This window comes from Streptomyces sp. JL2001 (assembly GCF_050917515.1).
GTDB lineage: Bacteria > Actinomycetota > Actinomycetes > Streptomycetales > Streptomycetaceae > Streptomyces.
Map to the genome: position 1 here is coordinate 7464141 of NZ_CP169421.1, position 22422 is coordinate 7486562.

A 22422-nucleotide genomic window follows, 5' to 3' on the forward strand; every position below is an offset into this window, starting at 1 on the left:
GGGAGCCGCGTCAGGAGGCGGTCGGCCAGGTCGCCCCCGCACCCATCGCCCCCGCGCCCCATCGCCCCTGCCCCCGCCGCGCGTTCCGTACCCGCCGCGCGTTCCGCGGTCAGTGCGTGCGTCGGTCGATGAGGACGGCCAGGCCGTCCAGAATGCGCTGCAGTCCGAACTCCCACGCCTGGTCCTGTCCGCCCGTCCGCGCCGCCGAAGCGAAGGCCTCGGTGAGGGCGGGGAACCGCTCGCCGTGGACCCGCATCAACTCGGCCAGCACTGCACCGAGTTGAGCCTCCGGGTTGCTCGACGGGCCGGCCGCGCGGGCCTGCTGGGTGATGCCACGCACGTGGCTGACGAGCAGCACGGCCGCGTCCATCCGCTCCGCCCCGCTCAGTCCCGTGCCGTCCAGCGCGGAGATGGCGCGCTCCATCCAGGAGAGTTCCCCGGGGCCGGGGATCCGTACTCCGACGGTGGCGTCGAGCGACCAGGGGTGCCGGTGGAAGGCGGCGAACAGGCGCCGCGCCCAGTCTTCGAGCTGCTCCCGCCAGTCCCCCTGCGGCGTCGCCTCCATCGGGAAGGCGCCGATCGCGCCTTCCACCATCAGCGCGACCAGCTCGGCCTTTCCGGGCACGTACCGGTACAGGGCCATCTTGGTGACGCCGAGTCGCTCCGCGACCCGCTGCATGGAGACGTCGGCCAAACCCTCCGCGTCGGCGATCTCGATACCGGCCCGCGCGATCCGGTCCAGATCGAGCGCCGGCCTGGGGCCCCGCTTCGGCTGGGGGTGCGGACCCCACAACAGCCGCACCACCTCGGCGTGCTCGTCGCCCACGCTTCTCCTCCGCCTCGCCTTGTCGAAGCCATCGAACTGTGTCTATCGTACACAGTATTAATCCGTGTCCGATGGACACAGTTTCCGAGCGGGGGAGACCCATGAACGAGACCGTCCTCATCTCCGGCGCGAGCATCGCCGGCCCGGCGCTGGCCTACTGGCTGGGACGCCACGGCTTCACCCCGACCGTGGTCGAGCTCTCGCCCACGCTGCGCGAGGGCGGTCAGGCCGTCGACTTCCGCGGCGAGACCCACCTGACCGTCCTGGAACGCATGGGGCTCCTCCCCGAACTGCGCCGCGTGCAGACCGGTGGGAGTCCGATGCGCTTCGTCGACGAGCACGACCGGACGCTGCTGCACCTGCCGGCCGAGTTCGCCGGCGGCGAGATCGAGGTCGTCCGCGGGGACCTGGCCCGGCTGCTCCACGAGCACAGCGCCCCCACCACCGAGTACGTCTTCGGCGACTCGATCACCGGCCTCACCGAGACCGCGTCCGGCGTGCGCGTCGACTTCCGGCACGGCGCCTCACGCGACTTCGACCTGGTGATCGGAGCCGACGGGCTGCACTCCCACGTCCGTCGCCTCGCCTTCGGTCCCGAGGCCGACTACGTCAGCCACCTCGGCTACTACGCGGCCACATGGCAGCTGTCCCACGACGAGTCCCCGGCGCCGGCCAGGGGGTCGGTCGGCTACAACGTGCCGGGGCGGCTCGCCTCCGTGGGCGCCGACCACCGGGATCCGTCGCGTGCGGGTGCGTTCTTCGTCTTCGCCGCGCCCGAGCTGTCGTACGACCGGCACGACCTCGACCGGCAGAAGCGGCTGATCGCCGACGCCTTCTCCGGCCTCGGCTGGGAGGTGCCCCGCCTGCTCGACTCCCTCCGCCGGGCCCCCGACCTCTACTTCGACTCCATCAGCCGCGCGGACGTCGCCACCTGGTCCAAGGGGCGCGTGGGCCTCATCGGCGACGCCGCCTGCGGGGCGACCATCGGCGGCATGGGCACCGGAACCGCCGTGGTCGCCGCGTACGTGCTGGCCGGTGAGCTCGCGCGATGCCGCGGGGACCATCGGGCGGCCTTCACCCGGTACGAGGACAGACTGCGGAAGTACGCCCAGGGCTGTCAGGCGGGCGGCGACCGGACCGGGAAGTTCCTCGCGCCCGGAACCGCCACCGGCATACGCCTCCGCAACACCCTGCTGTCCCGGCCGCTGTTGCTGAACGGCATGCTCCGGATGGGCGAGAAGGTCAGCACGGTGACTCTGCCCGACTACTCCGCCGACTCCCGCCGCGTCCGCCGTTGACCGGTGCCGTCTCCGGGGTGAGGGGCGGCCGTGGTGCCGGGCCCGGGCGGATTCGGCACCACGGCCGGCGGGTCAGCGGGTGATCAGGCGCGACAGCGCAGCATCTCCAGCGGCGGGTGGGCGAGGAGGTCCGCCCAGAAGTCGTCCCCGAACTCCCGGACGCCTGCTGCGGACACGTGCAGCGGAACCCACTCGATCTCACCGAACCCGGCCGCACGCAGGCACTCTGCGTAGACCTCGCGGCGCGGGGCCGTGGAGACGATGCTGATCGGCTCCGGGGCGAGGAGCGCGGTGACCCGCACCTGCGGCCCCGTCTCGAGCTCCTCCCCGGTGGGCTCGCAGCGGAACCCGTACGTGTCCAGGGACGGACAGTCGAACCCGTAGTCGGGCTTCTGGGCGAGCACGAAGAACTCCCCGCCGGGCACGAGGCTCCGGTGGACGTTGCGGCACATCCGCTCCATCTCCGCGATGTCCCGAGCGTAGTTGAGGCACTGCACCCCCAACGCGACGTCGAAGCGCCGGCCGTCCGTCCGCAACTCGGCGACGTCGCCGACCTCGTAACGCACACCGAGTGGATCGCGCTGCTCGATCTCCCGTGCGGCGGCGATCATCTCGGCGGAGATGTCCACCCCGAAGACGTCCGTGGCACCGCGCCGCCTGAACTCCCTGCTGTAGAAACCGGTCCCGCACGCCAGGTCGAGGACCGTCCTGCCTGTCACGTCCCCGACCAGGCCCAGGAAGCTCGGGACCTCCCCGTAGCGTGTCAGTGGCAGGGACTTGAACCCCTCGAACGCCTCACCGATCTTGTCGTACTGCTGCACGCTCACGTGCCGTCCCCTTCCGGGTTTCCTCGCCTGTACGCGGGCACGCCGGTGCCTCCGGATCCACAGGCCGGCCGCCGCGTCGTGCTCGAAAGTCTGCTGCGCCCGGTCCGGCCGTTCGTACTGGCAGATGACACGAAGAAGCCGCCCCCTCGCGTTCGTATCACCCAACGCCGCGACAGCTCAGGGCAGTTGACGTGCGATCTTGGAGCGGACACGCTCCGTGCCGCCGACGGGGCGGGCTCGCCGACGGAATGTGCCGACCGGAGCGCGCCGCCGGCCGATGGGGGAGTCCTCATGAGGGGTGGCCTTGAGGATCGACATCGGCGGTGTGCCGCGCGGGCGCCTGCGGTTCGCGGTTTCCCCGTTGGCCGAGCTGACCGTGATGCTGCACGTGCTGGCCGAACCAGCCGCCACACCCTCCATCTGCCCGACCTCACGGCCCTGGGCACCGACGTGCTGTCGGTCGTACTGCGCTGAGCGCACGCGTCCGTCTCGAACACGGGCGGTGAAGGAGCAGGTCGTCACCGGTGAGCAGCCGCCGACGCAGCCGGTGGCACCACATGAGGAACTGTGGCTTCCGACACAGCGCGCGGGGGGCCCGCCTGTTCAACTGACCGCATGCTGATCAACCTGATACTGCGCGTCCTGCCGTACTGGATCCGTGAGCCCCTGGTCATCGCCGCGAGCCTCTCCTTCGGCGTGATGTGCCTCTACTGGTACTTCACGGTCGGGGAGTGGCAACGAGCCGCCTTCGGCGTGGTGTTCCTCGCGATCGCGGTCCTGCGGTCGTTCGTCCTGCGCCGCGAATGGAGATCCCGCCCGAGAGCCGGCCAGGCCGCGTGACGGCGGAGCGGGCCGGTACAGGTTCGCCCCGCCGGGCGGTGACGATCCCGCCGCGCCGACCCGCCTTCGGCATCGGCGCATCGGCGCATCTGCTGGCCCGATCGGCCCGCTCCCGCTCGACCGGCCCGATCGGCCCGCTCCCGCTCGACCGGCCCGATCGGCCCGCTCCCGCTCGACCGGCTCGGCCGGCCCGCTCCCGCTCGACCGGCTCGGCCGGCCCGCTCCCGCTCGACCGGCTCGGCCGGCCCGCTCCGCTCGGCCGGCCCGATCGGGCATGTGGGCGGCGGGCGATCCCTCCCGCCCCGGTCTCCGTGGCCGCAGCCTCACCCGCGTGCGTCGAGGTAGGCCGCGAGCTCCGCGGCCCCGGTCAGCATCGCGCGCCCGCGGGCGGAGAGCCGGGCGTGCCAGTCGCGCAGCGCCGCCTCCAGGGGCGCCAGCCCACCGGCTGCCCGCACCTGGGTGATCAACGGGGCGATCTGCGCCAGGAGATAGCCGCCCCGCCTGAGCTGGTGCGCCAGCCGGGCGTCCCGTACGTCGGCGTCGTCGTAGACGCGGTAGCCGGTCCGGGGGTCCCGGCGCGGCCGCACCAGCCCGGCGCCCTCCCACTTGCGCAGGGTCGCCGGCCGGATGCCGAGCCGCTCCGCGAGAGGCCCGATGAAGGTGCCGCCGGATCCGAACTCCGCTTCCGACTCCGTAGCCTGCCCGGACCGCGCAGCCGTACCACCCGCCCACACCGCCTCGGAGCCCCGGTCGGGCTCCAGGTCGCGCAGGGCGCTCTCCACGGCCTCGAGGGTTCGCCGGTCGTCGAGGAGCCGGGCGTGGCTCTCGTCGATGAGGTGAAACGCCTCGTCGACCCCGCCCCCGTTCACCGCCCGCATGATCGACGTAGCCGTCCGGTGACCGTGGCCCGGCACCAGGGCGAGGAACGCGCGGAGGGCCCCGGCGTGCAGCGGGGTGTACGTGCGGTAGCCGTGGGGGGTGCGCCCGGCGGCCGGAAGGATGCCGGCCTCCTCGTAGTTCCTGACCGCCTGCGTGGACAGTCCGCCCGCACGCGCCAGATCGATCGGCCTCAGCCGTGCACAGCTTTGAAGGTTCTTCCCCATGCGACCGACGATATCGCGCAGAAGTTTCAAACGGAGGTTCAACGATACCGTTGAAGGCATGGCGACCGACATCAAGGACACCGCCCATGCCGTCGAGGCTGCCGCCGTCATGCGGCTGCTGCCGACCCGGCCCCGACTGCTCGCTCTGGGCGAGCCCACCCACGGCGAGGACTCGCTGCTCGAACTCCGCAACGAACTCTTCCGCGACCTCGTCGAGCAGCACGGCTACCGGGCCATCGCCATCGAGAGCGACTGCCTGCGGGGCCTCCTCGTGGACGACCACGTCACCTCCGGTGCCGGCAGCCTCGACGAGGTCATGGAGCACGGCTTCAGCCACGGTTGGGGCGCCTCGGCGGCCAACCGCGACCTCGTGCGCTGGATGCGCACCCACAACGACGGCCTGCCCCCCTCCGAGCGGCTCCGCTTCGCAGGCATCGACGGACCGCTGGAGATCAGCGGCGCCGCGAGCCCTCGTCAGGCCCTCACCGCGCTCCACGGCTACCTCGCCGCCCGGGTCGACGCGTCCCTGCTCCCCTGCACGGCCGACACGCTCGGCCGTCTCCTCGGCGCCGACGAACGATGGACCGAACCCGCGGCGATGATGGACCCGACCCGGTCGATAGGTCGGTCGGACGAGGCCGGTGAACTGCGGCTGTACGCCGACGACATGACGGCCCTGCTCGCCGCCCAGAGCCCGCAGCTGCTCGCGGCGACCTCGCCGGAGGACTGGGACCGGGCCTGCCTGTACGCCCGCACCGCCGTCGGCCTGCTCCGCTACCACTCCTGGACGGCCGACACCTCACCCGCCCGCCTGACACGACTGGTGGGGCTGCGGGACCAGATGATGGCCGACAACCTCCTCGCAGTTGCGGCCCGCGGCCCCGTGCTCGTCCACGCCCACAACGCCCACCTCCAGCGGGAGAAGAGCTCGATGAGGATGGGCGGAGCGCCCCTGGAGTGGTGGAGCGCCGGTGCGCTGGCGAGCGCGCGGCTGGGGGAGGAGTACGCCTTCTTGGCGACCGCCCTGGGCACGATCCGGCACCAGGGCGTGGACACACCGCCGCCGGACACCGTCGAAGGGCTCCTGTACGCGCTCCCCGAGGACCGCTGCCTCGTCGACCCCCGGCGCCTTGCCGCCGCCCTCGGCACCCCCCTGCCCGCACCGCGCGTCTCCCCGTGGTTCGGCTACGCCCCGCTCGACCCGGCCCACCTGCCGACCATCGACGGCCTCGTGTTCGTCGGGGACGTCCCGCGCAGCTGATGCGGCGCCCGCGCCGCACCCCGCCACGCCGTCGGCGGTAGACCCTGGCCCCTCGCGCGCGCCCCCTCGCGCGCGGCCGTTCGAGCCCGTGCGATGTCACGTCCGCACAGCACCCCGCACTCAGCGCGACGGCGGATGCGTGCTGAGCCAGTGGCGGGCGATCTGTTCGCGGGTGGCGACCCAGGCACCGCCACGCCGCGCGACGTGCCGCAGGAAGCCGTCGAGCGCGCGGATGCGCCCGGGCCTGCCGATGATCCGGCAGTGCAGGCCGACGCTCATCATGCGCGGGCGCTCGGCGCCCTCGTCGTGAAGCGTGTCGAACGTGTCGACCAGGTACGCGAGCATGTCCTCGGCGGTCGTGAAGCCGTGCACGATGAGGAACTTGAAGTCGTTCGCGTCGAGGCTGTACGGCACCACGAGGTGCGGCCGGCCGGCGGCCTCGACGTAGAACGGCAGGTCGTCCGAGTAGTCGTCGGAGTCGTAGAGGAAGCCCCCTTCCTCGGCGACGAGGCTGCGGGTGTGCGGGCTCGTCCGGCCGGTGTACCAGCCGACCGGACGGCGGCCGACGAGCCGCTCGATCGTCGAGATCGAGCGCGCGATGTCCGCACGCTCGACGTCCTCGGGCACGTGCCGGTAGTCGATCCAGCGCCAGCCGTGGCTCGCCACCTCCCAGCCGGCGTCGGCCATCGCCCTCGCCACCCGGGGATTGCGCTCGAGCGCCCGGCCCACGGCGTACACCGTGAGCGGGACGCCGTGCGCCGCGAGCGTGCGATGGATGCGCCAGAACCCGGCCCGGGAGCCGTACGCGAACATCGACTCGACGTTCAGGTCGCGCCCGCCGACCACGGGTGGCGCGCCGATGATCTCGTGCAGATAGCCCTCGGAGGCGGGATCGCCCTCGACGACACTCTGCTCCCCGCCCTCCTCGTAGTTGAGGACGAGGCTGACGGCGACGCGGGCGCCACCGGGCCACGCGGCGTGCGGCGGCTCGGCACCGTACCCGACGAGGTCGCGCTCATGCTCGGACACGGGCCGCACCCTACCGTCGCACCGCGTCAGGGCGGCGGGACCACGCCCCACCCCACCCGGAAGCCGGGCACCGCCGCCGCTCCACGCTGCCGTCACCTCGGCCAGGGCGTCAGGGGGCCTGGCCGTCGGCGGGGAGGCCGAGCCGGGCGGCCACGGTGGTGAGCGCCGCTCCCAGGGGGAGTGCCACGCGGGTGAGGGCATGCCGGTCCCCGCGGGTCGGGTCGCGGTTGACTATCAGTACGGGCTTCCCGGCCTGGGCCGCCTCGCGGACGAACCGCAGCCCGGACATCACCGTCAGTGAGGAGCCCAGGACCAGCAGGGAGGCCGCCTCGCGGACCAGCCGGCGGCAGTGCTCGACCCGTGCGGGCGGGACGGCCTCGCCGAAGAACACCACGTCCGGTTTGAGGACGCCGCCGCAGACCAGGCAGGGCACCACGCGGAAGCCGCCGACCTGCTCGTCGGAGAGGTCGGCGTCGCCGTCCGGGTTGATACCGGCCGCCACCGGCTCGAATCCCCGGTTGGCCTCCTCCAGCCGCTCCGCGAGTTCACGGCGCCGGCTGAACGCGCCGCAGGAAAGGCAGACCACCCGCTCCAGGCTGCCGTGGAGCTCCACGACGTCCTCGCTGCCCGCGGCTTGGTGCAGGCCGTCGACGTTCTGGGTGATGACACCCGACAGCAGGCCGTGCCGCCCGAACGCGGCCACCGCCCGATGCCCGGCGTTCGGGCGGGCACGGCCGAAGGTGCGCCAGCCGAGATGGCTGCGCGCCCAGTAACGGCGCCTGGCCTGGGGGCCGGCGGTGAAGTCCTGGTAGGTCATCGGGGTGTGCCGGCTCAGGCTGCCGCCCTCGCCGCGGTAGTCGGGGATGCCCGACTCGGTGGAGAGGCCCGCCCCGCTGAGCACCAGCACCCCACCGGCCGCCAGAGCGTCGGCGACCGGACCCGGATCCGTGATGCCCGGCGGCAGGTCCTCGGTGGGGGTCCAGCTGAGAGTGGGGCGCATCCTCATGCCGCCAGGGTACGAAACACCGGACCCGACCGCCGCCCCACCTGCGGCAGCGTCTCTCCACCTGCTCGCGGTCGCCGACGCGGCGGGGCGAGGCGCCGCGGGCACGGGGGAAAGCGAGTGTCGCCGCAGGTGGCAGCCACGACGGGGCAGCCCTTAGCCTTGCGCTCGTGCAGCAGCCCCGTAGACGCGACCGGCGCCCCTCCCCCCGTGCGAGAGCGGCCTCGGCACGCCCCCGGGTCGCGCCGCCCGTGACGGTCGCGGGGGCCGATGTGCTCGTCGTCGGCTACTTCTCCGCGAAGGAGAAGGACTTCGTCGCCCGCATGGACGCGGCGGCCACGGAACTGGCGGCGCGGGGCGCACGAGTCGTCGGACGGTTCGTGCAGCGGCGGGGAGTCTCGTCCGGAGGGGTGAGGACGATGGGGTTGCCCTACTCCTCACGGACGGTGCTGGGGAGTGGAAAGGTACGGGAGGTGGCCGCCGCCCGGGAAGCGGCCGCCGCTGACGTGGTCGTCTTCGTCCGCCCCTTGACCGGGTTCCAGCAGCGCGCGTTGTCGGAGATCTTCGGTTGTCCCGCCGTGAGCCTCTCGGAGTTCCTCACGGCCGATTGATCCTGGTTGCGACCCGGACACGCGTCGCGTCACATTCCCGGGGGCTGCGGCGTCTTCTCACTGAGACTTCGTCCAGCAGCATCCAGAGGGGACACCGCATGTCGGCAGCGGGGACAACAAGCAACACGGCGGCGCTCAACCGGTTCCACACCGCTGTGAACAGCGGCGATCCGACGGTCGTATCGAAGGCCATCGACGAGTTCGTCGCACCGGACGTGCGGTTCCACGCGCCGGTACCGATGGGCGCGACGGGCGCGGAGGCTCTGAAGCGGGTGTGGGACGTGCTCCTGAGCGCGTTTCCCGACATCCGTGTCACCGTCGAGGAGACGATCGCGGAGGGGGACAAGGTCGTCGCCAGGAACACGGTGACCGGGACCCATCAGGGCGCGTACCAGGGTCTGCCGCCCACCGGAAGGTCCGTCAGCTACAACGAGATCTTCATCTTCCGCTTCGCTGAGGGGCGGATCGTCGAGATCCGCGGCGTCGTCGACGTCCTCACGCAGCTGCGCCAGCTCGGCGCCTTCCCCTCCTGACGAGCACCGGAAGACCATGGACCGCCGCACAGGCGCCCACCGTGCACGGTGGGCGCCTGTGCGGCGGGTCCGCCAGAGGATGCACACGGCCCGGCGGCTGGTCTCAGGTACGCACACTGGGCGTTCGACGCGTCATGTTCGCCGTCGACGACATCGAGGAGGTCATCGCCCGCCGCCGCGCCCACGGAGCCAAAATGCGTGACATCGATGCCCGCGCGCCGAGGTTCCGCGTCGTGACGGTGATGGCCTGAAACCGCGCTGTAGGTCACCGAGTTGCCCGCCCGGCGCGGACGGCGGGCGCGCCCCCGGACCGCGACACCCCTTCCGCATTGCCTGTTGTGCTCCTACGCTCAAATGTAGTACTTCTTATACATGAGCGAGCAGGTTCACAACAGGTTGGCTGTGGTCCGTGCTGAGCGGAAGGTGTCGCGACAGGCATTGGCCGAGGCAGTGGGTGTCCACTACCAGACCATCGGCTATATCGAGCGGGGCCAGTACAACCCCAGCCTGGACCTGGCTTTGAAGGTGGCCAGGTTCTTCGCGCTGCCGGTGGAGGCGTTGTTCTCCCTGGAGCCGTTCCAGCCGCTCACGGACGAGGTCTACGGGAGGAAGCAGTGATGACCACGACGCGCTACGACCGGCGGATGTACGCCGTGATGAACGACCGCCGGGCGGCCGCCTTCTACGCGACGAAGGGGCGCCGTCGGCTTCTGGTGGGGGCTCACATCGTGCTCACCGGCGTCGGGGTGGGCGGCTGGATCGGCACGGTGTCCGCCGCGGGGCTCGGGCCGGTCGTGCTCGTCGCCGCGGTGCTGGTGCCCTGGGTCCTGCTGACCGGGATGCTCAACGGTTCCACCCGCGGGCTCCTCGAACTGCGCGGCCGCATGCTCGACGAGCGCCAGCTCGTCGAGCGCGACCGGGTGCGCGCCCTCGCCCACCGGATCACCCTGTGGCTGCTGATGGCCGCCGCGTGCGCGGCGGGCGGCTACGGCGTCCTGTCGGACGCGGAGCCGCGGGCGTGGGTGCTCCCGGTGCTGGTCGGGGTGCTCGCCCTGCACTGGATGATGCCGCTGTGGGTGGCGGGGCTGCGTGTCCAGGACGATCTGATCGACGACGCCGACGACGAGGTGTAGGGCGGGCTGGTTCTACGGGAGTAGGCGAGGGAGCCGGGTGGCCCGTGGGGGACGGCCGCAGGCCGTCCGGCCCCCGGCGCTCCGCGATCATGTGGCGGCGCCGGCGCCTGGAGTCTAGGGTTTCGGCATGTTCAAGTCAGGGGTGGGGATTCTTGCGTTGTTCGGTTTCGGCTGGTGGCTGCTCGGTGCCAGCGTGTTCACGGGGGCGGTCTGGCTCGTGGCGGTTTTGGCCGGGGTCGCGGCCACGGCCGGCCTGCTGCTGACGGCCCGGCGCCTCTTCGACGGGTCGCGGCCGGACCCGCTCGCCGACAGCGGGCGGCGTCGTCGGTTCAATCAAGTCAACGGCCTCCAGTGGTTGTTGATCGCCGGCGTGGCCGTGGGCTGCTCCGCGGCGGGCGTACCGGCGCTCATCCCGCCGCTGGTCGCGGTCGTCGTCGGGCTGCACTTCGTGCCCCTCGCGGCGACGTTCGAGCAGCCTCGCCTCAAGGTCCCGGCGGGGCTGCTGGTCGCGGCAGGAGCCGCCGGGGTGGTCGTCCACCTCGTCGACGGCTCGGACACGGCGGTGCGTCTGGTGGTCGGCATGGGCGCCGCGCTGTCGCTCTGGGGCACGGCGACGGCGATGGTCCTGGGGATGCGGGCGAGCGGCGGATCGGTGACGGAAGCGGCCGGGAGCTGACGGGCGCTCAGGCGAGCAGGTTCACGGCGCGCTGGAACAGACCCGGGAAGCGGACCGCCGCCGGGGTGATCAACGGGGCCAGTCGAGGCCGGCTCCGGGCCCAGAGCAAGGACGTCGTCAGGAGACGGTACGCGCGGGACAAGCGGCACCACGCGTGTTCGTACGCCTCCGGACGGCCTTCCCGCAGGCACCGCACCAGCGCCTCCGCCGAGGCCAGGGCGAGCGTGAGTCCCTCGCCCGTCAGCGCGTCGACGTATCCGGCCGCGTCACCGACGAAGAGCACCCGGCCGGCGACCCGGGAGCGTGCCTGCTGACGCAGCGGACCGGCGCCTCTGACCGGTGTCCCGTCTGCCGTGCCCAGGTGGGACAGCAGAAGCGGAAAGTTCGCCAACTGGGCTTCGTAGGGGCCCTGGTGGGACGTGAGGAGGGCGACGCCGATCTGGCGTGGCCCGAGCGGCGTCACGTACGCCTCGCACTCGGCCGACCAGTGCACCTCCACCAGGTCGCTCCACGGCTCGACGGCGTAGTGCCGGCGCAGCCCGTAGCGCGGTGGGTGCCGCCGGGCGTCCGGCCGCACCGTCAGGCCGAGCGCGCGACGGGTGGGGGAGTGCAGCCCGTCGGCCGCCACCAGGTAGCGGGCGTTCATCCCGTCCGCGGAGACGTGCGTGTCGTGCTGGCTCACCTGCCGGACGCGATGGGGGACGACCGGAACACCGAGTTCGGCAGCGCGCGCGGTGAGCGCCTCGTGGAGCAGCGTGCGGCGGGCGCCGAGGCCGTGGCCGGTGCGGAAGACGGCTTCGGCGCGCCGGCTCCCGGTGGCGTCGACGTAGCGGATGCCCCGAAGGGCCTGGCCGGCCACCTGCACGTCGAGCGCCCGGAGAGCGCGGACCGCCGCGGGCATCAGCCCCTCTCCGCAGGCCTTGTCCACGGGCGCCGGACGGGGCTCGGCAACCACGACGTCGAGACCGCACCGCACCGCGTGGATCGCGGTGGCCAGCCCCGCCGGACCACCTCCGACGACGAGAAGGTCGATCACGGCGCGGCGCCGGGGGCGGAGAGGGAACGGGACGGCGCCAGCGCCGAGTTCTCACAGCGGATGCGTGTCGCCAGCAGGGCCGCGTTCAGGAGCGAGAACCCCAGGGCGGTGATCCACGCGGTGTGCACCAGGGGGAGGGCCACGCCCTCGACGACGACGGCCACGTAGTTGGGATGCCGCAGATACCGGTACGGGCCGGAGGTGACGAGCGGAAGGTCGGGGACGATCAGCACACGGGTGTGCCAGCGAGGACCCAGGGTGCCGATGCACCACCAGCGCAGCCCTTGGGCGGCGAGGGCGAGGGCGAGGGCGGGCCAGCCGAGCAGCGGCAGGAAGGGCCGGTCGGCCAGCCACGGCTCGACGAGGCAGCCGGCCAGCAGCGCGGTGTGCAGGGCGACCATGGTGGGGTAGTGCCCGGCCCCGTACTCGCGGGCACCGCGGGCTCGGCTCCAGGCGCCGTTGCGGCGGGCGACGGCGAGTTCCGCGAAGCGCTCGGCGGTGACCAGGAGGATCAGTACGGCGTATGGCGTCATGCCACCCTCACCAGGTCAGGAGGACGAGTTCGGACGAGACACCGGGCCCGAGGGCGATCATCAACCCCGTCGTCCCGGGCGGCGGTTGTGCGAGCTGCGTGTCACGGAGGATCTGCAGCACCGAGGCGGAGGACAGGTTCCCGGTCGCGGCCAGGGCGCGGCGGCTCGTGGCGAGGGCCGCGTCCGGCAGGCCGAGTTCCTCGGCGAGCGCGTCCAGGATCCTGGGGCCGCCGGGGTGGACGATCCACGCCGTCACGTCCGAGGGCTTGAGATCGTGCTCGGCGAGGAAGGACTCCACCTCCTCGCTCACCTGGAGCCGGACGAGATCGGGGAGTTCCGGGCCCAGTACCAGGCTGAAGCCCCATTCGCCGACGTCCCAGCCGAGCAGGTGCTCGGTCCCGGGGTACAGGCGACTGCGCGCGGCCACGACCGTGGCGCCGGGAACGCCGGGTGCGGCGGTCACGTCCGGAGCTCCGGACGTGACCGCCGGCGCACGGTGGCGGCCGCTGCCGGCGGCCACCAGCGCGGCGGCCCCGTCCCCGAAGAGACTGCCGGCCACCAGGTTCGCCATCGACATGTCCGCCCGCTGCAAGGTGAGCGAGCACAGTTCGGTGGACAGAAGCAGAGCGGTCCTGCCGGGCCGGACGCCGAGGTGGTCGTGGACGCGAGCCAGCCCGGCGGCGCCCCCCGAGCAGCCGAGCCCGAACAGGGGCATGCGCGTGACGTCGGGCCGCAGGCCGATCCGGGAGGCGAGACGGGCATCCAGGGAGGGCGTGGCGATCCCCGTGACGGTCGTCGAGACGACCAGGTCGACCTCCTCCGGGCGCACGCCCGCCTCGTCGAGTGCCTGCCGGGCCGCGTCGGCCCCCAGGTCGGCGGCCAGTTCGACGAAGAGCCGATTGGTCTCGCCGAAGGTGCCGAGGTCGCGGTAGCGGTCCAGGGGCAGGGCGAGATGGCGCGTCTCCACGCGGGCCGCCGCGTGCAGTCGGCGCAGGAGGCCGCTGTCGGTCCCCGGTGGCAGGCTGGAGACCAGGTCGTCGGTGATCTCCTGCTGCAGGTAGCGGTGCGGAGGGAAGGCCGTGCTCACCGCGAGGACGCGCGTCATCGCTCCAACATAGGGACAGGGCGCCGCCCACAGCCTGAACCCGGCCTTCGCGGGCGCGCCGTCCCCGCAGGGCTGCCCCGCGATCCCCGGCGGGCGCACGACGCCCGGCGCCCACGGCGCCCCCCCGCCTTCGGCCGGCGGTGCCGTGCCCCCCACGCGGCGTTGCCGGATCGCCCGAGTACGCCGGGCACGAGGACGACCCTCCGCCTCGCGACACACCGCATCAGCGCCGCGCGCCGACCCACCGCGGATGACGGGCCGGCCCTTAGCGTGGTGCGATGCCCGCCACCACCGAAGAAGGACCCCGCCACCGCACCGGGCATCCGCCGGGGGCGACGCCCGTCGAAACGCCCCTCCTCCTGCCTCTTCTGAAGGCCAGTCACCCGGTGCCCGCGGCCGCGGTGACGGGCCTCACCGCGCTGCTGGCCTCCGCCCTCGGGCTGGGTGCCGCCGCCGGCCTCGAGGCGGTCGCCGCGGTGGCCGCGGGCCAGCTGTCGGTCGGCTGGTGCAACGACCGGGTCGACCTGCGCCGCGACCGGGCCGCCGGACGCCGGGACAAGCCGCTGGCGATGGGGACACTGCGACCGGGCGCGGTGGGCACGGCGGCGTTCGTGGCCCTGCTCGCCTGCGTTCCGCTGTCGCTGGCCTGCGGACTCCTGGCCGGCTCGGTCCATCTCGGCTGCGTCGCCGCCGCATGGGCCTACAACCTGTGGCTCAAGCGCACGGTCCTCTCCTGGCTGCCGTACACCGTCGCCTTCGGCCTGCTCCCCGCCTTCCTGACGCTGGCCCTCCCGGGCCGGCCGTGGCCGCCCTGGTGGCTGACGGCGGCGGCAGCCATGCTCGCCACCAGCGCCCACTTCGCGAACGTGCTGCCGGACATCGAGGACGACCTCGCGGGAGGTGTGCGCGGACTTCCGCAGAGACTCGGACGGCGCGCCTCGACGGCGTGGGCCGCCGTGACGGCGTTCGCCTCCTGCGTGGTGCTGGCGGTCGGGCCGACCGGATCCGTGTCCCTGAGCGGGGGAGTCCTGATCGGTACGACGCTGGTGCTCTGCCTGATCTCGGTGGCTGGCCCGCCCGCACTCTCCGGCGGGCGGTTGCCGTTCGCCGCCATCATGGCCATGGCCGGAGCCGACGCCGTGCTCCTGGTGCTGGCCGGCGGCACGCAACCGGCCGGACCGCTCTGGCCGTGACCGTAGGAGGCGATCGAAGGGCCGGTGTCCGGTCCGCGGAGCCGCCGGTACGGGTTCCCGGGCGCTGCGGGCCACGGGCCGTCAGCGCCTTCGACACGCTTTCAGCCGCCACTCAGCGGCGATCCCCAGGCGGGATCGTGCAGCGACCTGTCCGTCAGGTGGGTCAGCATATGCTCCGCCGTGGCGGAGGCGGCGTCCCGCGGCGCACCGGCCGACACGAGGGCAGCGCGGAGCCTGGGCTTCGCGGACTCCGGCACCTCCGCGCTGCCGAGCAGGGGGAGAAGCAACAGGAGCCGGGCGGGCGGGTCCTCGACGCCTTCGGTGACGGCGGACGGCGGGGTGTCCGCGAGGCGAACCAGCTCGTCCCACGTCAGCCCTGTCCCCGAGAAGCCCCCATCCCGGCTCGCGACCTGCCCGGCGTCGCTCCGGCCCGGACGGGTGAGGAGGTGGTCGATGCCGTACTCGCCCGGCAGGTTGCGGCAGATCACCACGACTCCCGGGCCGTCTCCGGCCGGCACCCGGAACACCGGCCAACGCGCCGGGTCGAAGAGCACCTCGGACAGAGCATCGGTATCGGCGGCGTCATCGCCGAACCACTCCGGATCCGGGCGCGTGTCCCCCGGGTCGTCGCCGTACACCTGCAGGAAGTAGCTCGACCAGAAGCCTGGACGGGTCATCAGCGACTCGCCGGCGACGAGCGGCCCGTCCTCGTATCCCTGGATCAGCACCCCTGAATCCTGTCAGCAGCGACTGACACGGCTCGATCCGGGAGTGGTGCGAGACGCCGCCCGGACAAGACGCTCCTTGGTCCTGCCCGGCTCCATGGTCCACGGCTGCTTCCGCAGCCTGCCCGGCCCGGAGGCGGCGGACACCTCGGGTGCCCGGACGCGGAGGGCCGAGGGCCGGGGCCGCACGGTGAGCTACCGGTCCTGGCGGGATCCGGTTTCCAGGCGTACGGGATCCGGCCGTGCGGCTCGGCGGTCCCAGTCGGCTCCGGGACCTGTGGTGGTGAGCGGGATGCCCAGGCTCTGGCACATCCGCCGCGCCCGGGCGAGAGCGCTGAAAGTGGCGGGTGACGGGACCGGGGAAGGGAGTTCGACGAGTACCTGATCGGGCCGGTGGCCGGCGACAAGGGCCTCGATCTCCAGGGCGGCCGCCGCCCGGGTGGTGATGTCGAGTTCCCGCAGGAGCCTCACCTGCAGGACACCGTCTGCGAGCGTGTGGTCGATGACCATGTGTGCCTCCCGGACCGGCTCCCGGTACGCGGAGTGCGTACCTGACAGGCCAGGGGTCGAGTGTGACGAGAGGGGCCGACGGGAGCCAGCCGACGCGCTCATCGAGACCGAACTCCGGAGACCCGCCCGGCCGGTCCTGCCGGCCGGGTGGCCTGCCCCCGGCCGGCGCGGGTCACAGCTGCTGCCGGGACCGCCTACGAGGTCGCCTCGGCGGAGGCCTGCCCGGGCAGGCGGGGGTCTCCGCCGGCCTCGCGGACCGGGTCCGGCCCGGCGGTGGGCACCGGTCCGGCGGCCGTCTCGACCAGGGCGAGGGGGATGTCCAGGCCCTCGCACCTCCTCTTCGCCCGCGCGATCGCGCTCAGCGTGGCCAGGGACGGCGGGGTGCTGGTCAGCTCGATGACGACGCGGGCGGGCCGGTAGGCGGCGATCAGCGCCTCGATCTGCAGCGCCGCCGCCGCACGGTTGGTGATGTCGAGGTTCCGGTGCAGCGTGATTCGCAGCGCACCGTCATGGGCATCGTGGCTGAGCAGCATCGGCGTCCCCTCCCGGGCCGAACGTACTGGCTGTCCGCCTGTGCCCGTATCGAAGGGGCGTGAAACGGCAGGTCAAGCCGTTCCGAGCCGCGCTGCCGATTCCCCGGGCGGGAATCCTTCCAGCCACTTCACGGGCGTCATCTCGCGTCACGGCTGCCTCCCCGGCCGCAGGCACCGCCCCGTCACGACGGCAGCGGCTGCTCCGCCCAGATGGTCTTGCCCTCGGGCCCGTGGCGGCTTCCCCACCGACCGGCGATCTGGGCGACGAGGAACAGGCCACGGCCCCCTTCGTCGGTGGTGAGGGCGCGTCGCAGCCGGGGCTGAGTGTGGCTGGGATCGCTGACCTCGCAGATCAGCGAGGTGTCGCGGATCAGACGCAACCCCACGGGGCCCTTCGTGTAGCGGATGGCGTTGGTGACGAGCTCGCTGACGATCAGTTCGGTGGTGAAGCCGATGTCGTCGAGTCCCCAGGCCGCCAGCTGTTCCGTGACGGCGGCGCGGGCGCCGGCGACGGCCGCCGGATCGGTGGGGAACTCCCACTCGGCGACCGCGTCGGCGGGCAGGGGCGCGGTGCGGGCCAGCAGCAGAGCGGTGTCGTCGCGCGCCGCATGGGGACGGTCCGAGGCGATGAGAGCACTCCCCAGGGCTTGCAGCGGGCGCGCGGGGTCGTGCGGTGGTGACAGCCGGGCGACGACGTCGCTCACCTCGCCCCCGCACCGTTCGATGAGACCGTCGGTGAACAGCGCGAGGAGGCTGCCCGGGGGCACGTCGACCGTGGTCGTCTCGAACGGCATTCCTCCGACGCCGAGCGGCGGTCCGGGGAGGATCGGCACGGGTTCCGCCGTGCCGTCCGGGAGGACGAGGACGGGCGGAGGATGTCCCGCGGCCGCCACCGTGCACTGGCCTGCGACCGGGTCGTGCAGCACCACCAGGCACGTCGCGCCGACCGCGTCGCGCTGCCCGGGCTCCGCCTCGGCCGCCAACCGGACCACGAGGTCGTCGAGATGGGCGAGCAGCTCGTCCGGAGGGAGTTCGAGGTCGGCCAGCGTGTGGACGGCGGTGCGCAGCCTCCCCATCGTCGCGCTGGCGTGGAGCCCGTGGCCGGCGACGTCCCCGACGACCAGGGCCGTGCGCAGCGAGGGCAGGGCGATGGCGTCGTACCAGTCACCGCCGATCTCGGCGCCCCCGGAGGCCGGCAGGTAGTGGCCGGCCGTCTCCAGCACCGTGGTGCGGGTGACGGCCTGCGGGAGTAGGTGCTCCTGCAGCGCCACGGCGGCACGGTGCTCGCGGGTGTAGCGACGTGCGTTGTCCACCGCCAGCGCGGCGTGGGAGGCGACCTCGGACAGCAGGTCGATGTCCCGCTGGTCGAACGGCTCGGGTCGTTCGGTGCGCCAGACCGCGGCGACGCCCAGCACCAGGTCCCGGGCGAAGAGCGGCGCGACGGCCAGCGAGTGCCCCTTCTCCGGAGCCGTGGCGCGCACGAAGTCGGGGTCGGCCAGACCGCGCTCCAGGGTCGCGCGGTCGACGGTGATGGCGCGCCCCTGCTGGAGCAGACGCAGCAGAGGGCGGTCGGGAAGCGCCGGGATGCTCGCCCCCGGCTGCAGGAGCTCCGGCGCCCAGGGCGCGTCCCCGGGGGACACGGCGGCGCGGCGCAGGTGCAGGTCACCGCCCCCGAAGTTCCTGGGCGGCTCGTCGCCGTTCAGGACGTCCTCCGCCAGGTCCACCCAGGCGAGGTCGCCGAAGGCGGGCACCAGCACGTCGGCGATGTCCTGAGCCGTCCGGATGATGTCCAGGGACCGTCCGACCGTGCTGGACATCCGATGGCGCAGCTCCAGCCGGTGTGCGGCCCGGAACTGCTCCGTGGCGTCGGTGAGGAGGACGACGACCCCGTCGGGGCGGCCGCCTTCGTCCTCCAGCCGCACGGCGCACACGGAGAAGTCCCACTCCGCCGAAGGGGTGGCGAGGGAGCGTACGCGCTGCTTGCGGTTGACCACCGGATCGCCGGTCTCCAGCACCGCACGCAGCGACGCCTCCGCCTTCTCGGCGTCCTCGGCGTGCATGACGTCGGCGAGCCGGGTGCCTGTCCGGTACGGCACCTCGCCGAACAGGCCGGGCGTGCGGTTCGTCAGTACGACGGCCAGGTCCGTGTCCCGCAGGACGACACCGATGGCGTCCTGGGCCAGCAGCGCACGCAGCAGCGTGGTGCCGTGCCGTACGTCCGCGGCCCGGTCGGCGGGCACGGCCAGGACGACGAGGCGATCGGGTGACGCCGTGGGCAGCACGCGGTACTCCACGTACACATCGCCCGCTCCGCCGCTGAGCCGCACCGTGCCGTCGAGGGGACGGCCGCCGGCGTCCGGGAGGCCGCGAGGAAGCCCGGCCGGTTCGGCCACCAGGCGCAGGACCGATCGCCCCCGTACCTCCTCGGCCTCTCGGGCCAGGAGGCGCGAGGCGGCGTCGGACCAGGACACCACGACTCCCCGGGCGTCGATCAGCGCGGTGGCGACGCCGGCGAGAAGGCCGTCGTCACCAGAGGAGGTCGAGCGCATGGAAGGATCACCGCCCGGTCGAGGCTGCAACGCTCTCATTATGGTGCTTCACACCTGTGCAGGCCTTTTCGTGTACTTCTCCCCTTCGCCGTGCGGCGGACGCGCCGGGGCCGGACGGGCAGCGCCGGACGGCCGTGGGGCCGGGCCGGGCCGTGTGTCGGCGGGGCGCGCTCCTGTCCGCTGCATGACGATCGAGGGGGCAGCGGCCTTGGCACTGGTGGCGGCCGTTCTCGGCGGCCTCGTCTCACTCGTCTCGGTGTGGTTCACGCAGCGCTCCGCCCAGCGCCTGCGGGAACTGGAACTGGAGCACACCGAGCGCCACAGGAGGGAGGACCGCGACCGGGATCGGCAGGACCGGCTGCTGGCGGAACGGCAGGCCGGATACATCCGGTTCAGCGCGGCCGTACGGGCCGTGCGGGATGTGCTGGCAGCGTGCACGTACGACCTCCGGCGCTCGGGGACCCTGGAGGACGCGCGCCGCGCCGACCTTGCCGAACGGTGGAACGCGTTCGTGGTCCAGCACGCCGAGGCTCACATCCTCGTCTCCGACGAGGTCCTCGAGGCCGTGGGCCGGGTCAACGCCGCCGTGCGCCGGATCTACGGCCTGGTGCAGCGCCTGGACACCGGACCACGCGGGCCGGAGATCACGATGGAGGAACTGCAGCGACGGCTGGACGAGCTGTGGGAGCCGCTGGAGTTCCTGCGCGAGGCCATGCGCACGGACCTTGGGCTCGCCGGCCCTGCCGGCCGCGATCCGGCGTGACGCCCGCGCCCTGCCTCGGCGGAGGTGCTGCCCGGCGGTTCCGCCGAGTCGCCGCAACGGCTTCCCCCGGTCCCGGTCCGGTGCCCCTCAGGCGCCGCGGCCGGCGGTGCGGGTCCGGCGGCGGGAGCGTGGGCCGCCCTGCGCGGGATCCGTGGAGAGCCGGAACGTCACGGCGACGTGGGCACCGCCCAGTGGGCCGCGGGTGATGCGGACGGAGCCGCGGGCGGCGAGGGCCGCGCGGCGGGCGATGTCGAGGCCGAGCCCGGAGGAGCCCGTGCTGCCGCCGCGGGCGAGGGCGCCGTCCGGGTCCGCGATGCCGGGACCGGCGTCGTGGACGACGAGTTCCACGGTGTGTGCGGTGCGGTGCACCGAGATCTCCAGGGCCGTGCCCCACGGCGAGTAGCGGAAGACATTGCCCACGAGCGCGTCCACGACCGCCGTGATGTCCGATTCCGGCAGGCAGACGGGAGTCGCCTCGTCGGTGATCTGCAGGTGGCAGGGGCGCTCCTGCTGGTCGGCGAGCACGGCCCAGAACGCCGCCCGCCGGCGGACGACGTCGGCGACCTCGCAGCGTTCCGTACCCGGGCGGGGCCCGTCGGGGGAGTCCTCCCCGCGCAGCACCCGGCCCAGCGGTCCGACGGCCAGCGGCGTGCGCGCCTCCGCGATGATCGCGTTGAGTTCCTTCTCCAGTTCGGCGACGGCCGCGTGGATGCGACCGGTGTCGGCGCTCGGCGTGATCCGCTCGACCGCAAGGTGCAGCGCGGTCAGCGGGGTCCGCAGCCGGTGGGACAGGTCGGCCACCAGCTCCCGTTCCACCGCGAGCAGGTCCGTCATCCGGTCGGCCATGGTGTTGAACGCCGTACCGGCCTCCTTGAGTTCGGGGGGTCCCTTGGGCTGGACGCGGGTGTCGAGGTTGCCCGAGCCGAGCCTGCGGGACGCCTCGGCCAGCCGCTTGGCGGCGGTGACGACGGCCGAGCCCAGTCGGTCGGCGACGAGTACGGAGCCGGCGAGCAGCACCAGGGCCAGGCCGGCCATGACGCTCCACGACAGGGCGACGCCGCGGGTCAGCTCGTCGTCGGGCACGAAGTTCTCCACCACCGCCACCCGGTCCTGGGGCAGGATCACCGGCTGCAGGTAGATCCAGCCGCCGGGGACGTCCCGCGAGATGGACTCGCGCTCGTCCTCGGCCCGGCCGAGCAGGTCCGGCGGGGCGTGCCCCGCGCCGCCGACCGTGCTGTGGTCCGGCAGATGGATGACCATGTGCTCGGCGGCCCGCAGACCGGCCCCGGCCTCGCGCAGTTCGGCCGCGTCGGTGGTGAGCGCCAGGATCGGGGCCATCGCCGCGGCGCTCTGCTCGGCCGCGGTGATGCTCTGCTCGCGGGCGAGCGACATCACCAGCAGTCCCAGCGGGATCAGGAACGACAGGGCGACCATCGACGTGACGGCCAGGGCCACCCCGGCCAGGGAGCGCCTCACCGCGCGGGTCCGTCCGTTTCGCCGGGTGTTCGGGGACGTCGGGTCACGGGTACAGCGCTCCAACGGGTGAGCCGCGCCGTCTGCGGTGCGGGCGGTCTGTGGTGTGGCGCCCTGGCGGGCTCCGACGGGCGTCCGGCACGGGTTCCGGCCGCGGGGCGGCCGCCCCGCGCTGCCCCGGAGGCGGCGGCCGCGAACCGTCAGCCGGCGTCGAACGACAAGCCGTCCTCGCTGGTGAGCAGGGGTACGGCCCGGTCGGCCACGGGGATCGTACACCCCTCGGTCGAACTGCAGCTCGCATAGCCGACCAGCACGTTCGCCCTGCCCGGCGCGGTCGCGCGGATCGGCAGTGTGACCGTGACGGGCCCGTCCGGATACACGGGAACGGCGCCGCGCACCCCCGGCACCTCGATGGTCCTGACGGGCGCGTCCACGGTCGGCTCGCCGGCGGCGGCGACCGTGCCGCTGGTCCGCAGCTCGGTGGGGCGCCCCACCCCGTCGATGCCGTCCGCGGGAAGGGCCGTGCTGTACAGGTGGAAGCCGGCGTCGTCGGGGGTGAAGGTGGCGACCAGGGTGCCCGCGGACGCCTTCCAGTCGGAGACGCTCAGCCGGACGGTGACACCGTTCTCGTTGAACTCGGTGACCGCGGCGGGACGCTGTGCCTGAGCCTCCTGCCCGCATCCGGTGAGCGAGGTGGCCGCGAGGACCGCGGCCGCGGCCCAGGCCAGGCGTACCCGCGCGGTGCGGCGTACCCGGGTGCTCGGGTGGACCTGGGTGTTCGGGTGGGCCCCGGTGTTCAGGTGGACGCGGGTGTTCGGGTGGACCGGAGGTGTGTGTCGTGTCATGTCGTGCTTCGTCCTTC

At 73.3% G+C, this 22422-nt stretch carries 24 protein-coding genes and 1 pseudogene; 11 read left to right on the forward strand and 14 right to left on the reverse strand.

From position 1 onward, the window contains the following. Positions 1-109 precede the first annotated feature (109 nt). Complete coding sequence (locus ACE1OA_RS33420) at positions 110-826, reverse strand: TetR/AcrR family transcriptional regulator (protein ID WP_432753877.1); 717 nt, start codon at positions 824-826, stop codon at positions 110-112. A 101-nt stretch (positions 827-927) separates the two neighbouring features. On the opposite strand from ACE1OA_RS33420, the gene ACE1OA_RS33425 reads away from it, so the two are divergent. Next, positions 928-2124 carry an FAD-dependent monooxygenase gene (locus ACE1OA_RS33425; protein ID WP_356776985.1) on the forward strand — a complete coding sequence of 399 codons (1197 nt, stop codon included), beginning with the start codon at positions 928-930 and terminating at the stop codon, positions 2122-2124. An 83-nt stretch (positions 2125-2207) separates the two neighbouring features. On the opposite strand, the gene ACE1OA_RS33430 is transcribed toward ACE1OA_RS33425, so the two are convergent. After that, positions 2208-2951 carry a class I SAM-dependent methyltransferase gene (locus ACE1OA_RS33430; RefSeq protein WP_386541816.1) on the reverse strand — a complete coding sequence of 248 codons (744 nt, stop codon included), beginning with the start codon at positions 2949-2951 and terminating at the stop codon, positions 2208-2210. A gap of 298 nt (positions 2952-3249) precedes the next feature. On the opposite strand from ACE1OA_RS33430, the pseudogene ACE1OA_RS33435 reads away from it, so the two are divergent. Both ACE1OA_RS33435 and ACE1OA_RS33440 read left to right on the forward strand, forming a co-directional pair. Further along, positions 3250-3372: pseudogene (locus tag ACE1OA_RS33435) on the forward strand (DUF5937 family protein); the annotation flags it as partial. 194 nt (positions 3373-3566) lie between these two features. Beyond that, a complete protein-coding gene (locus ACE1OA_RS33440) occupies positions 3567-3791 on the forward strand; it encodes a hypothetical protein (RefSeq protein WP_356601469.1) in 225 nt (74 codons plus the stop codon). Positions 3792-4114: 323 nt separating this feature from the next. Here ACE1OA_RS33440 and ACE1OA_RS33445 read toward each other — a convergent pair whose 3' ends face one another. Continuing rightward, positions 4115-4894, reverse strand: coding sequence for a TioE family transcriptional regulator (locus tag ACE1OA_RS33445; RefSeq protein ID WP_432753878.1), 780 nt, complete (start codon positions 4892-4894; stop codon positions 4115-4117). A 58-nt stretch (positions 4895-4952) separates the two neighbouring features. Between ACE1OA_RS33445 and ACE1OA_RS33450 the strand changes: the two genes are divergently transcribed. Beyond that, on the forward strand, positions 4953-6155 hold the full coding sequence (locus ACE1OA_RS33450; RefSeq protein WP_432753879.1) for an erythromycin esterase family protein: 1203 nt from the start codon (positions 4953-4955) through the stop codon (positions 6153-6155). Between the two features lie 120 nt (positions 6156-6275). On the opposite strand, the gene puuE is transcribed toward ACE1OA_RS33450, so the two are convergent. After that, the gene (gene puuE / locus ACE1OA_RS33455) at positions 6276-7184 is read right to left on the reverse strand and encodes an allantoinase PuuE (RefSeq protein ID WP_432753880.1); all 909 of its coding nucleotides are present in this window, start codon (positions 7182-7184) and stop codon (positions 6276-6278) included. Between the two features lie 109 nt (positions 7185-7293). Beyond that, positions 7294-8190: an NAD-dependent protein deacetylase gene (locus ACE1OA_RS33460; protein ID WP_384872895.1), complete on the reverse strand. Its 897-nt coding sequence runs from the start codon at positions 8188-8190 to the stop codon at positions 7294-7296. Positions 8191-8438: 248 nt separating this feature from the next. Here ACE1OA_RS33460 and ACE1OA_RS33465 point away from each other — a divergent pair, with 248 nt between their 5' ends. The 5 genes from ACE1OA_RS33465 to ACE1OA_RS33485 all read left to right on the forward strand — a co-directional run bounded on the left by ACE1OA_RS33465 (position 8439) and on the right by ACE1OA_RS33485 (position 11140). Next, positions 8439-8798, forward strand: a complete 360-nt coding sequence (locus ACE1OA_RS33465; RefSeq protein WP_356601464.1) for a hypothetical protein — start codon at positions 8439-8441, stop codon at positions 8796-8798. 98 nt (positions 8799-8896) lie between these two features. Then, entirely contained in the window at positions 8897-9331 is a 435-nt protein-coding gene (locus tag ACE1OA_RS33470) for an ester cyclase (RefSeq protein ID WP_356601463.1), read from the forward strand. 372 nt (positions 9332-9703) lie between these two features. Continuing rightward, positions 9704-9949 carry a helix-turn-helix transcriptional regulator gene (locus ACE1OA_RS33475; RefSeq protein ID WP_147981539.1) on the forward strand — a complete coding sequence of 82 codons (246 nt, stop codon included), beginning with the start codon at positions 9704-9706 and terminating at the stop codon, positions 9947-9949. Continuing rightward, positions 9949-10464 (forward strand): hypothetical protein, encoded by a 516-nt coding sequence (locus tag ACE1OA_RS33480; RefSeq protein ID WP_432753881.1) that lies wholly within the window; start codon positions 9949-9951, stop codon positions 10462-10464. The genes ACE1OA_RS33475 and ACE1OA_RS33480 overlap by 1 nt, the downstream gene beginning before the upstream one ends. A gap of 127 nt (positions 10465-10591) precedes the next feature. Further along, positions 10592-11140: a hypothetical protein gene (locus tag ACE1OA_RS33485; RefSeq protein ID WP_356601460.1), complete on the forward strand. Its 549-nt coding sequence runs from the start codon at positions 10592-10594 to the stop codon at positions 11138-11140. A gap of 7 nt (positions 11141-11147) precedes the next feature. On the opposite strand, the gene ACE1OA_RS33490 is transcribed toward ACE1OA_RS33485, so the two are convergent. The 3 genes from ACE1OA_RS33490 to ACE1OA_RS33500 are packed head-to-tail and all read right to left on the reverse strand — an operon-like array spanning position 11148 to position 13814. After that, entirely contained in the window at positions 11148-12176 is a 1029-nt protein-coding gene (locus ACE1OA_RS33490; RefSeq protein WP_356601459.1) for an NAD(P)/FAD-dependent oxidoreductase, read from the reverse strand. Continuing rightward, complete coding sequence (locus ACE1OA_RS33495; RefSeq protein ID WP_432753882.1) at positions 12173-12709, reverse strand: isoprenylcysteine carboxyl methyltransferase family protein; 537 nt, start codon at positions 12707-12709, stop codon at positions 12173-12175. Before ACE1OA_RS33495 ends, ACE1OA_RS33490 begins: the two co-directional genes overlap by 4 nt. A gap of 7 nt (positions 12710-12716) precedes the next feature. Next, on the reverse strand, positions 12717-13814 hold the full coding sequence (locus ACE1OA_RS33500; RefSeq protein ID WP_432753883.1) for a type III polyketide synthase: 1098 nt from the start codon (positions 13812-13814) through the stop codon (positions 12717-12719). 278 nt (positions 13815-14092) lie between these two features. Here ACE1OA_RS33500 and ACE1OA_RS33505 point away from each other — a divergent pair, with 278 nt between their 5' ends. After that, positions 14093-15007, forward strand: a complete 915-nt coding sequence (locus tag ACE1OA_RS33505) for a UbiA family prenyltransferase (RefSeq protein WP_432753884.1) — start codon at positions 14093-14095, stop codon at positions 15005-15007. A 101-nt stretch (positions 15008-15108) separates the two neighbouring features. On the opposite strand, the gene ACE1OA_RS33510 is transcribed toward ACE1OA_RS33505, so the two are convergent. The 4 genes from ACE1OA_RS33510 to ACE1OA_RS33525 all read right to left on the reverse strand — a co-directional run bounded on the left by ACE1OA_RS33510 (position 15109) and on the right by ACE1OA_RS33525 (position 19324). Further along, entirely contained in the window at positions 15109-15735 is a 627-nt protein-coding gene (locus ACE1OA_RS33510) for a hypothetical protein (RefSeq protein ID WP_432753885.1), read from the reverse strand. A gap of 192 nt (positions 15736-15927) precedes the next feature. After that, complete coding sequence (locus ACE1OA_RS33515; RefSeq protein WP_356601454.1) at positions 15928-16242, reverse strand: hypothetical protein; 315 nt, start codon at positions 16240-16242, stop codon at positions 15928-15930. Between the two features lie 194 nt (positions 16243-16436). Continuing rightward, the gene (locus tag ACE1OA_RS33520) at positions 16437-16775 is read right to left on the reverse strand and encodes a hypothetical protein (RefSeq protein ID WP_356601453.1); all 339 of its coding nucleotides are present in this window, start codon (positions 16773-16775) and stop codon (positions 16437-16439) included. A gap of 182 nt (positions 16776-16957) precedes the next feature. Beyond that, the gene (locus tag ACE1OA_RS33525) at positions 16958-19324 is read right to left on the reverse strand and encodes a SpoIIE family protein phosphatase (protein WP_432753886.1); all 2367 of its coding nucleotides are present in this window, start codon (positions 19322-19324) and stop codon (positions 16958-16960) included. Between the two features lie 184 nt (positions 19325-19508). Between ACE1OA_RS33525 and ACE1OA_RS33530 the strand changes: the two genes are divergently transcribed. After that, positions 19509-20087, forward strand: coding sequence for a hypothetical protein (locus ACE1OA_RS33530; protein ID WP_432753887.1), 579 nt, complete (start codon positions 19509-19511; stop codon positions 20085-20087). Between the two features lie 87 nt (positions 20088-20174). Here the strand turns inward: ACE1OA_RS33530 and ACE1OA_RS33535 are convergent, their stop codons facing one another. Together ACE1OA_RS33535 and ACE1OA_RS33540 are read right to left on the reverse strand one after the other, a co-directional pair. Continuing rightward, a complete protein-coding gene (locus tag ACE1OA_RS33535) occupies positions 20175-21563 on the reverse strand; it encodes a HAMP domain-containing sensor histidine kinase (protein WP_384872863.1) in 1389 nt (462 codons plus the stop codon). A gap of 197 nt (positions 21564-21760) precedes the next feature. Beyond that, the gene (locus tag ACE1OA_RS33540) at positions 21761-22405 is read right to left on the reverse strand and encodes a hypothetical protein (RefSeq protein WP_432753888.1); all 645 of its coding nucleotides are present in this window, start codon (positions 22403-22405) and stop codon (positions 21761-21763) included. Between the last annotated feature and the right edge of the window lie 17 nt (positions 22406-22422).

What these genes read in the sequence shown, in the direction of transcription:
- ACE1OA_RS33425 (WP_356776985.1), top strand. Translation starts at nt 928, where the DNA reads ATGAACGAGACCGTCCTCATCTCCGGCGCGAGCATCGCCGGCCCGGCG.
- ACE1OA_RS33440 (WP_356601469.1), top strand. Translation starts at nt 3,567, where the DNA reads ATGCTGATCAACCTGATACTGCGCGTCCTGCCGTACTGGATCCGTGAG.
- ACE1OA_RS33445 (WP_432753878.1), bottom strand. Translation starts at nt 4,894, where the DNA reads ATGGGGAAGAACCTTCAAAGCTGTGCACGGCTGAGGCCGATCGATCTG.
- ACE1OA_RS33450 (WP_432753879.1), top strand. Translation starts at nt 4,953, where the DNA reads ATGGCGACCGACATCAAGGACACCGCCCATGCCGTCGAGGCTGCCGCC.
- ACE1OA_RS33460 (WP_384872895.1), bottom strand. Translation starts at nt 8,190, where the DNA reads ATGAGGATGCGCCCCACTCTCAGCTGGACCCCCACCGAGGACCTGCCG.
- ACE1OA_RS33470 (WP_356601463.1), top strand. Translation starts at nt 8,897, where the DNA reads ATGTCGGCAGCGGGGACAACAAGCAACACGGCGGCGCTCAACCGGTTC.
- ACE1OA_RS33475 (WP_147981539.1), top strand. Translation starts at nt 9,704, where the DNA reads ATGAGCGAGCAGGTTCACAACAGGTTGGCTGTGGTCCGTGCTGAGCGG.
- ACE1OA_RS33480 (WP_432753881.1), top strand. Translation starts at nt 9,949, where the DNA reads ATGACCACGACGCGCTACGACCGGCGGATGTACGCCGTGATGAACGAC.
- ACE1OA_RS33485 (WP_356601460.1), top strand. Translation starts at nt 10,592, where the DNA reads ATGTTCAAGTCAGGGGTGGGGATTCTTGCGTTGTTCGGTTTCGGCTGG.
- ACE1OA_RS33495 (WP_432753882.1), bottom strand. Translation starts at nt 12,709, where the DNA reads ATGACGCCATACGCCGTACTGATCCTCCTGGTCACCGCCGAGCGCTTC.
- ACE1OA_RS33500 (WP_432753883.1), bottom strand. Translation starts at nt 13,814, where the DNA reads ATGACGCGCGTCCTCGCGGTGAGCACGGCCTTCCCTCCGCACCGCTAC.
- ACE1OA_RS33505 (WP_432753884.1), top strand. Translation starts at nt 14,093, where the DNA reads ATGCCCGCCACCACCGAAGAAGGACCCCGCCACCGCACCGGGCATCCG.
- ACE1OA_RS33515 (WP_356601454.1), bottom strand. Translation starts at nt 16,242, where the DNA reads ATGGTCATCGACCACACGCTCGCAGACGGTGTCCTGCAGGTGAGGCTC.
- ACE1OA_RS33520 (WP_356601453.1), bottom strand. Translation starts at nt 16,775, where the DNA reads ATGCTGCTCAGCCACGATGCCCATGACGGTGCGCTGCGAATCACGCTG.
- ACE1OA_RS33525 (WP_432753886.1), bottom strand. Translation starts at nt 19,324, where the DNA reads ATGCGCTCGACCTCCTCTGGTGACGACGGCCTTCTCGCCGGCGTCGCC.
- ACE1OA_RS33530 (WP_432753887.1), top strand. Translation starts at nt 19,509, where the DNA reads ATGACGATCGAGGGGGCAGCGGCCTTGGCACTGGTGGCGGCCGTTCTC.
- ACE1OA_RS33540 (WP_432753888.1), bottom strand. Translation starts at nt 22,405, where the DNA reads ATGACACGACACACACCTCCGGTCCACCCGAACACCCGCGTCCACCTG.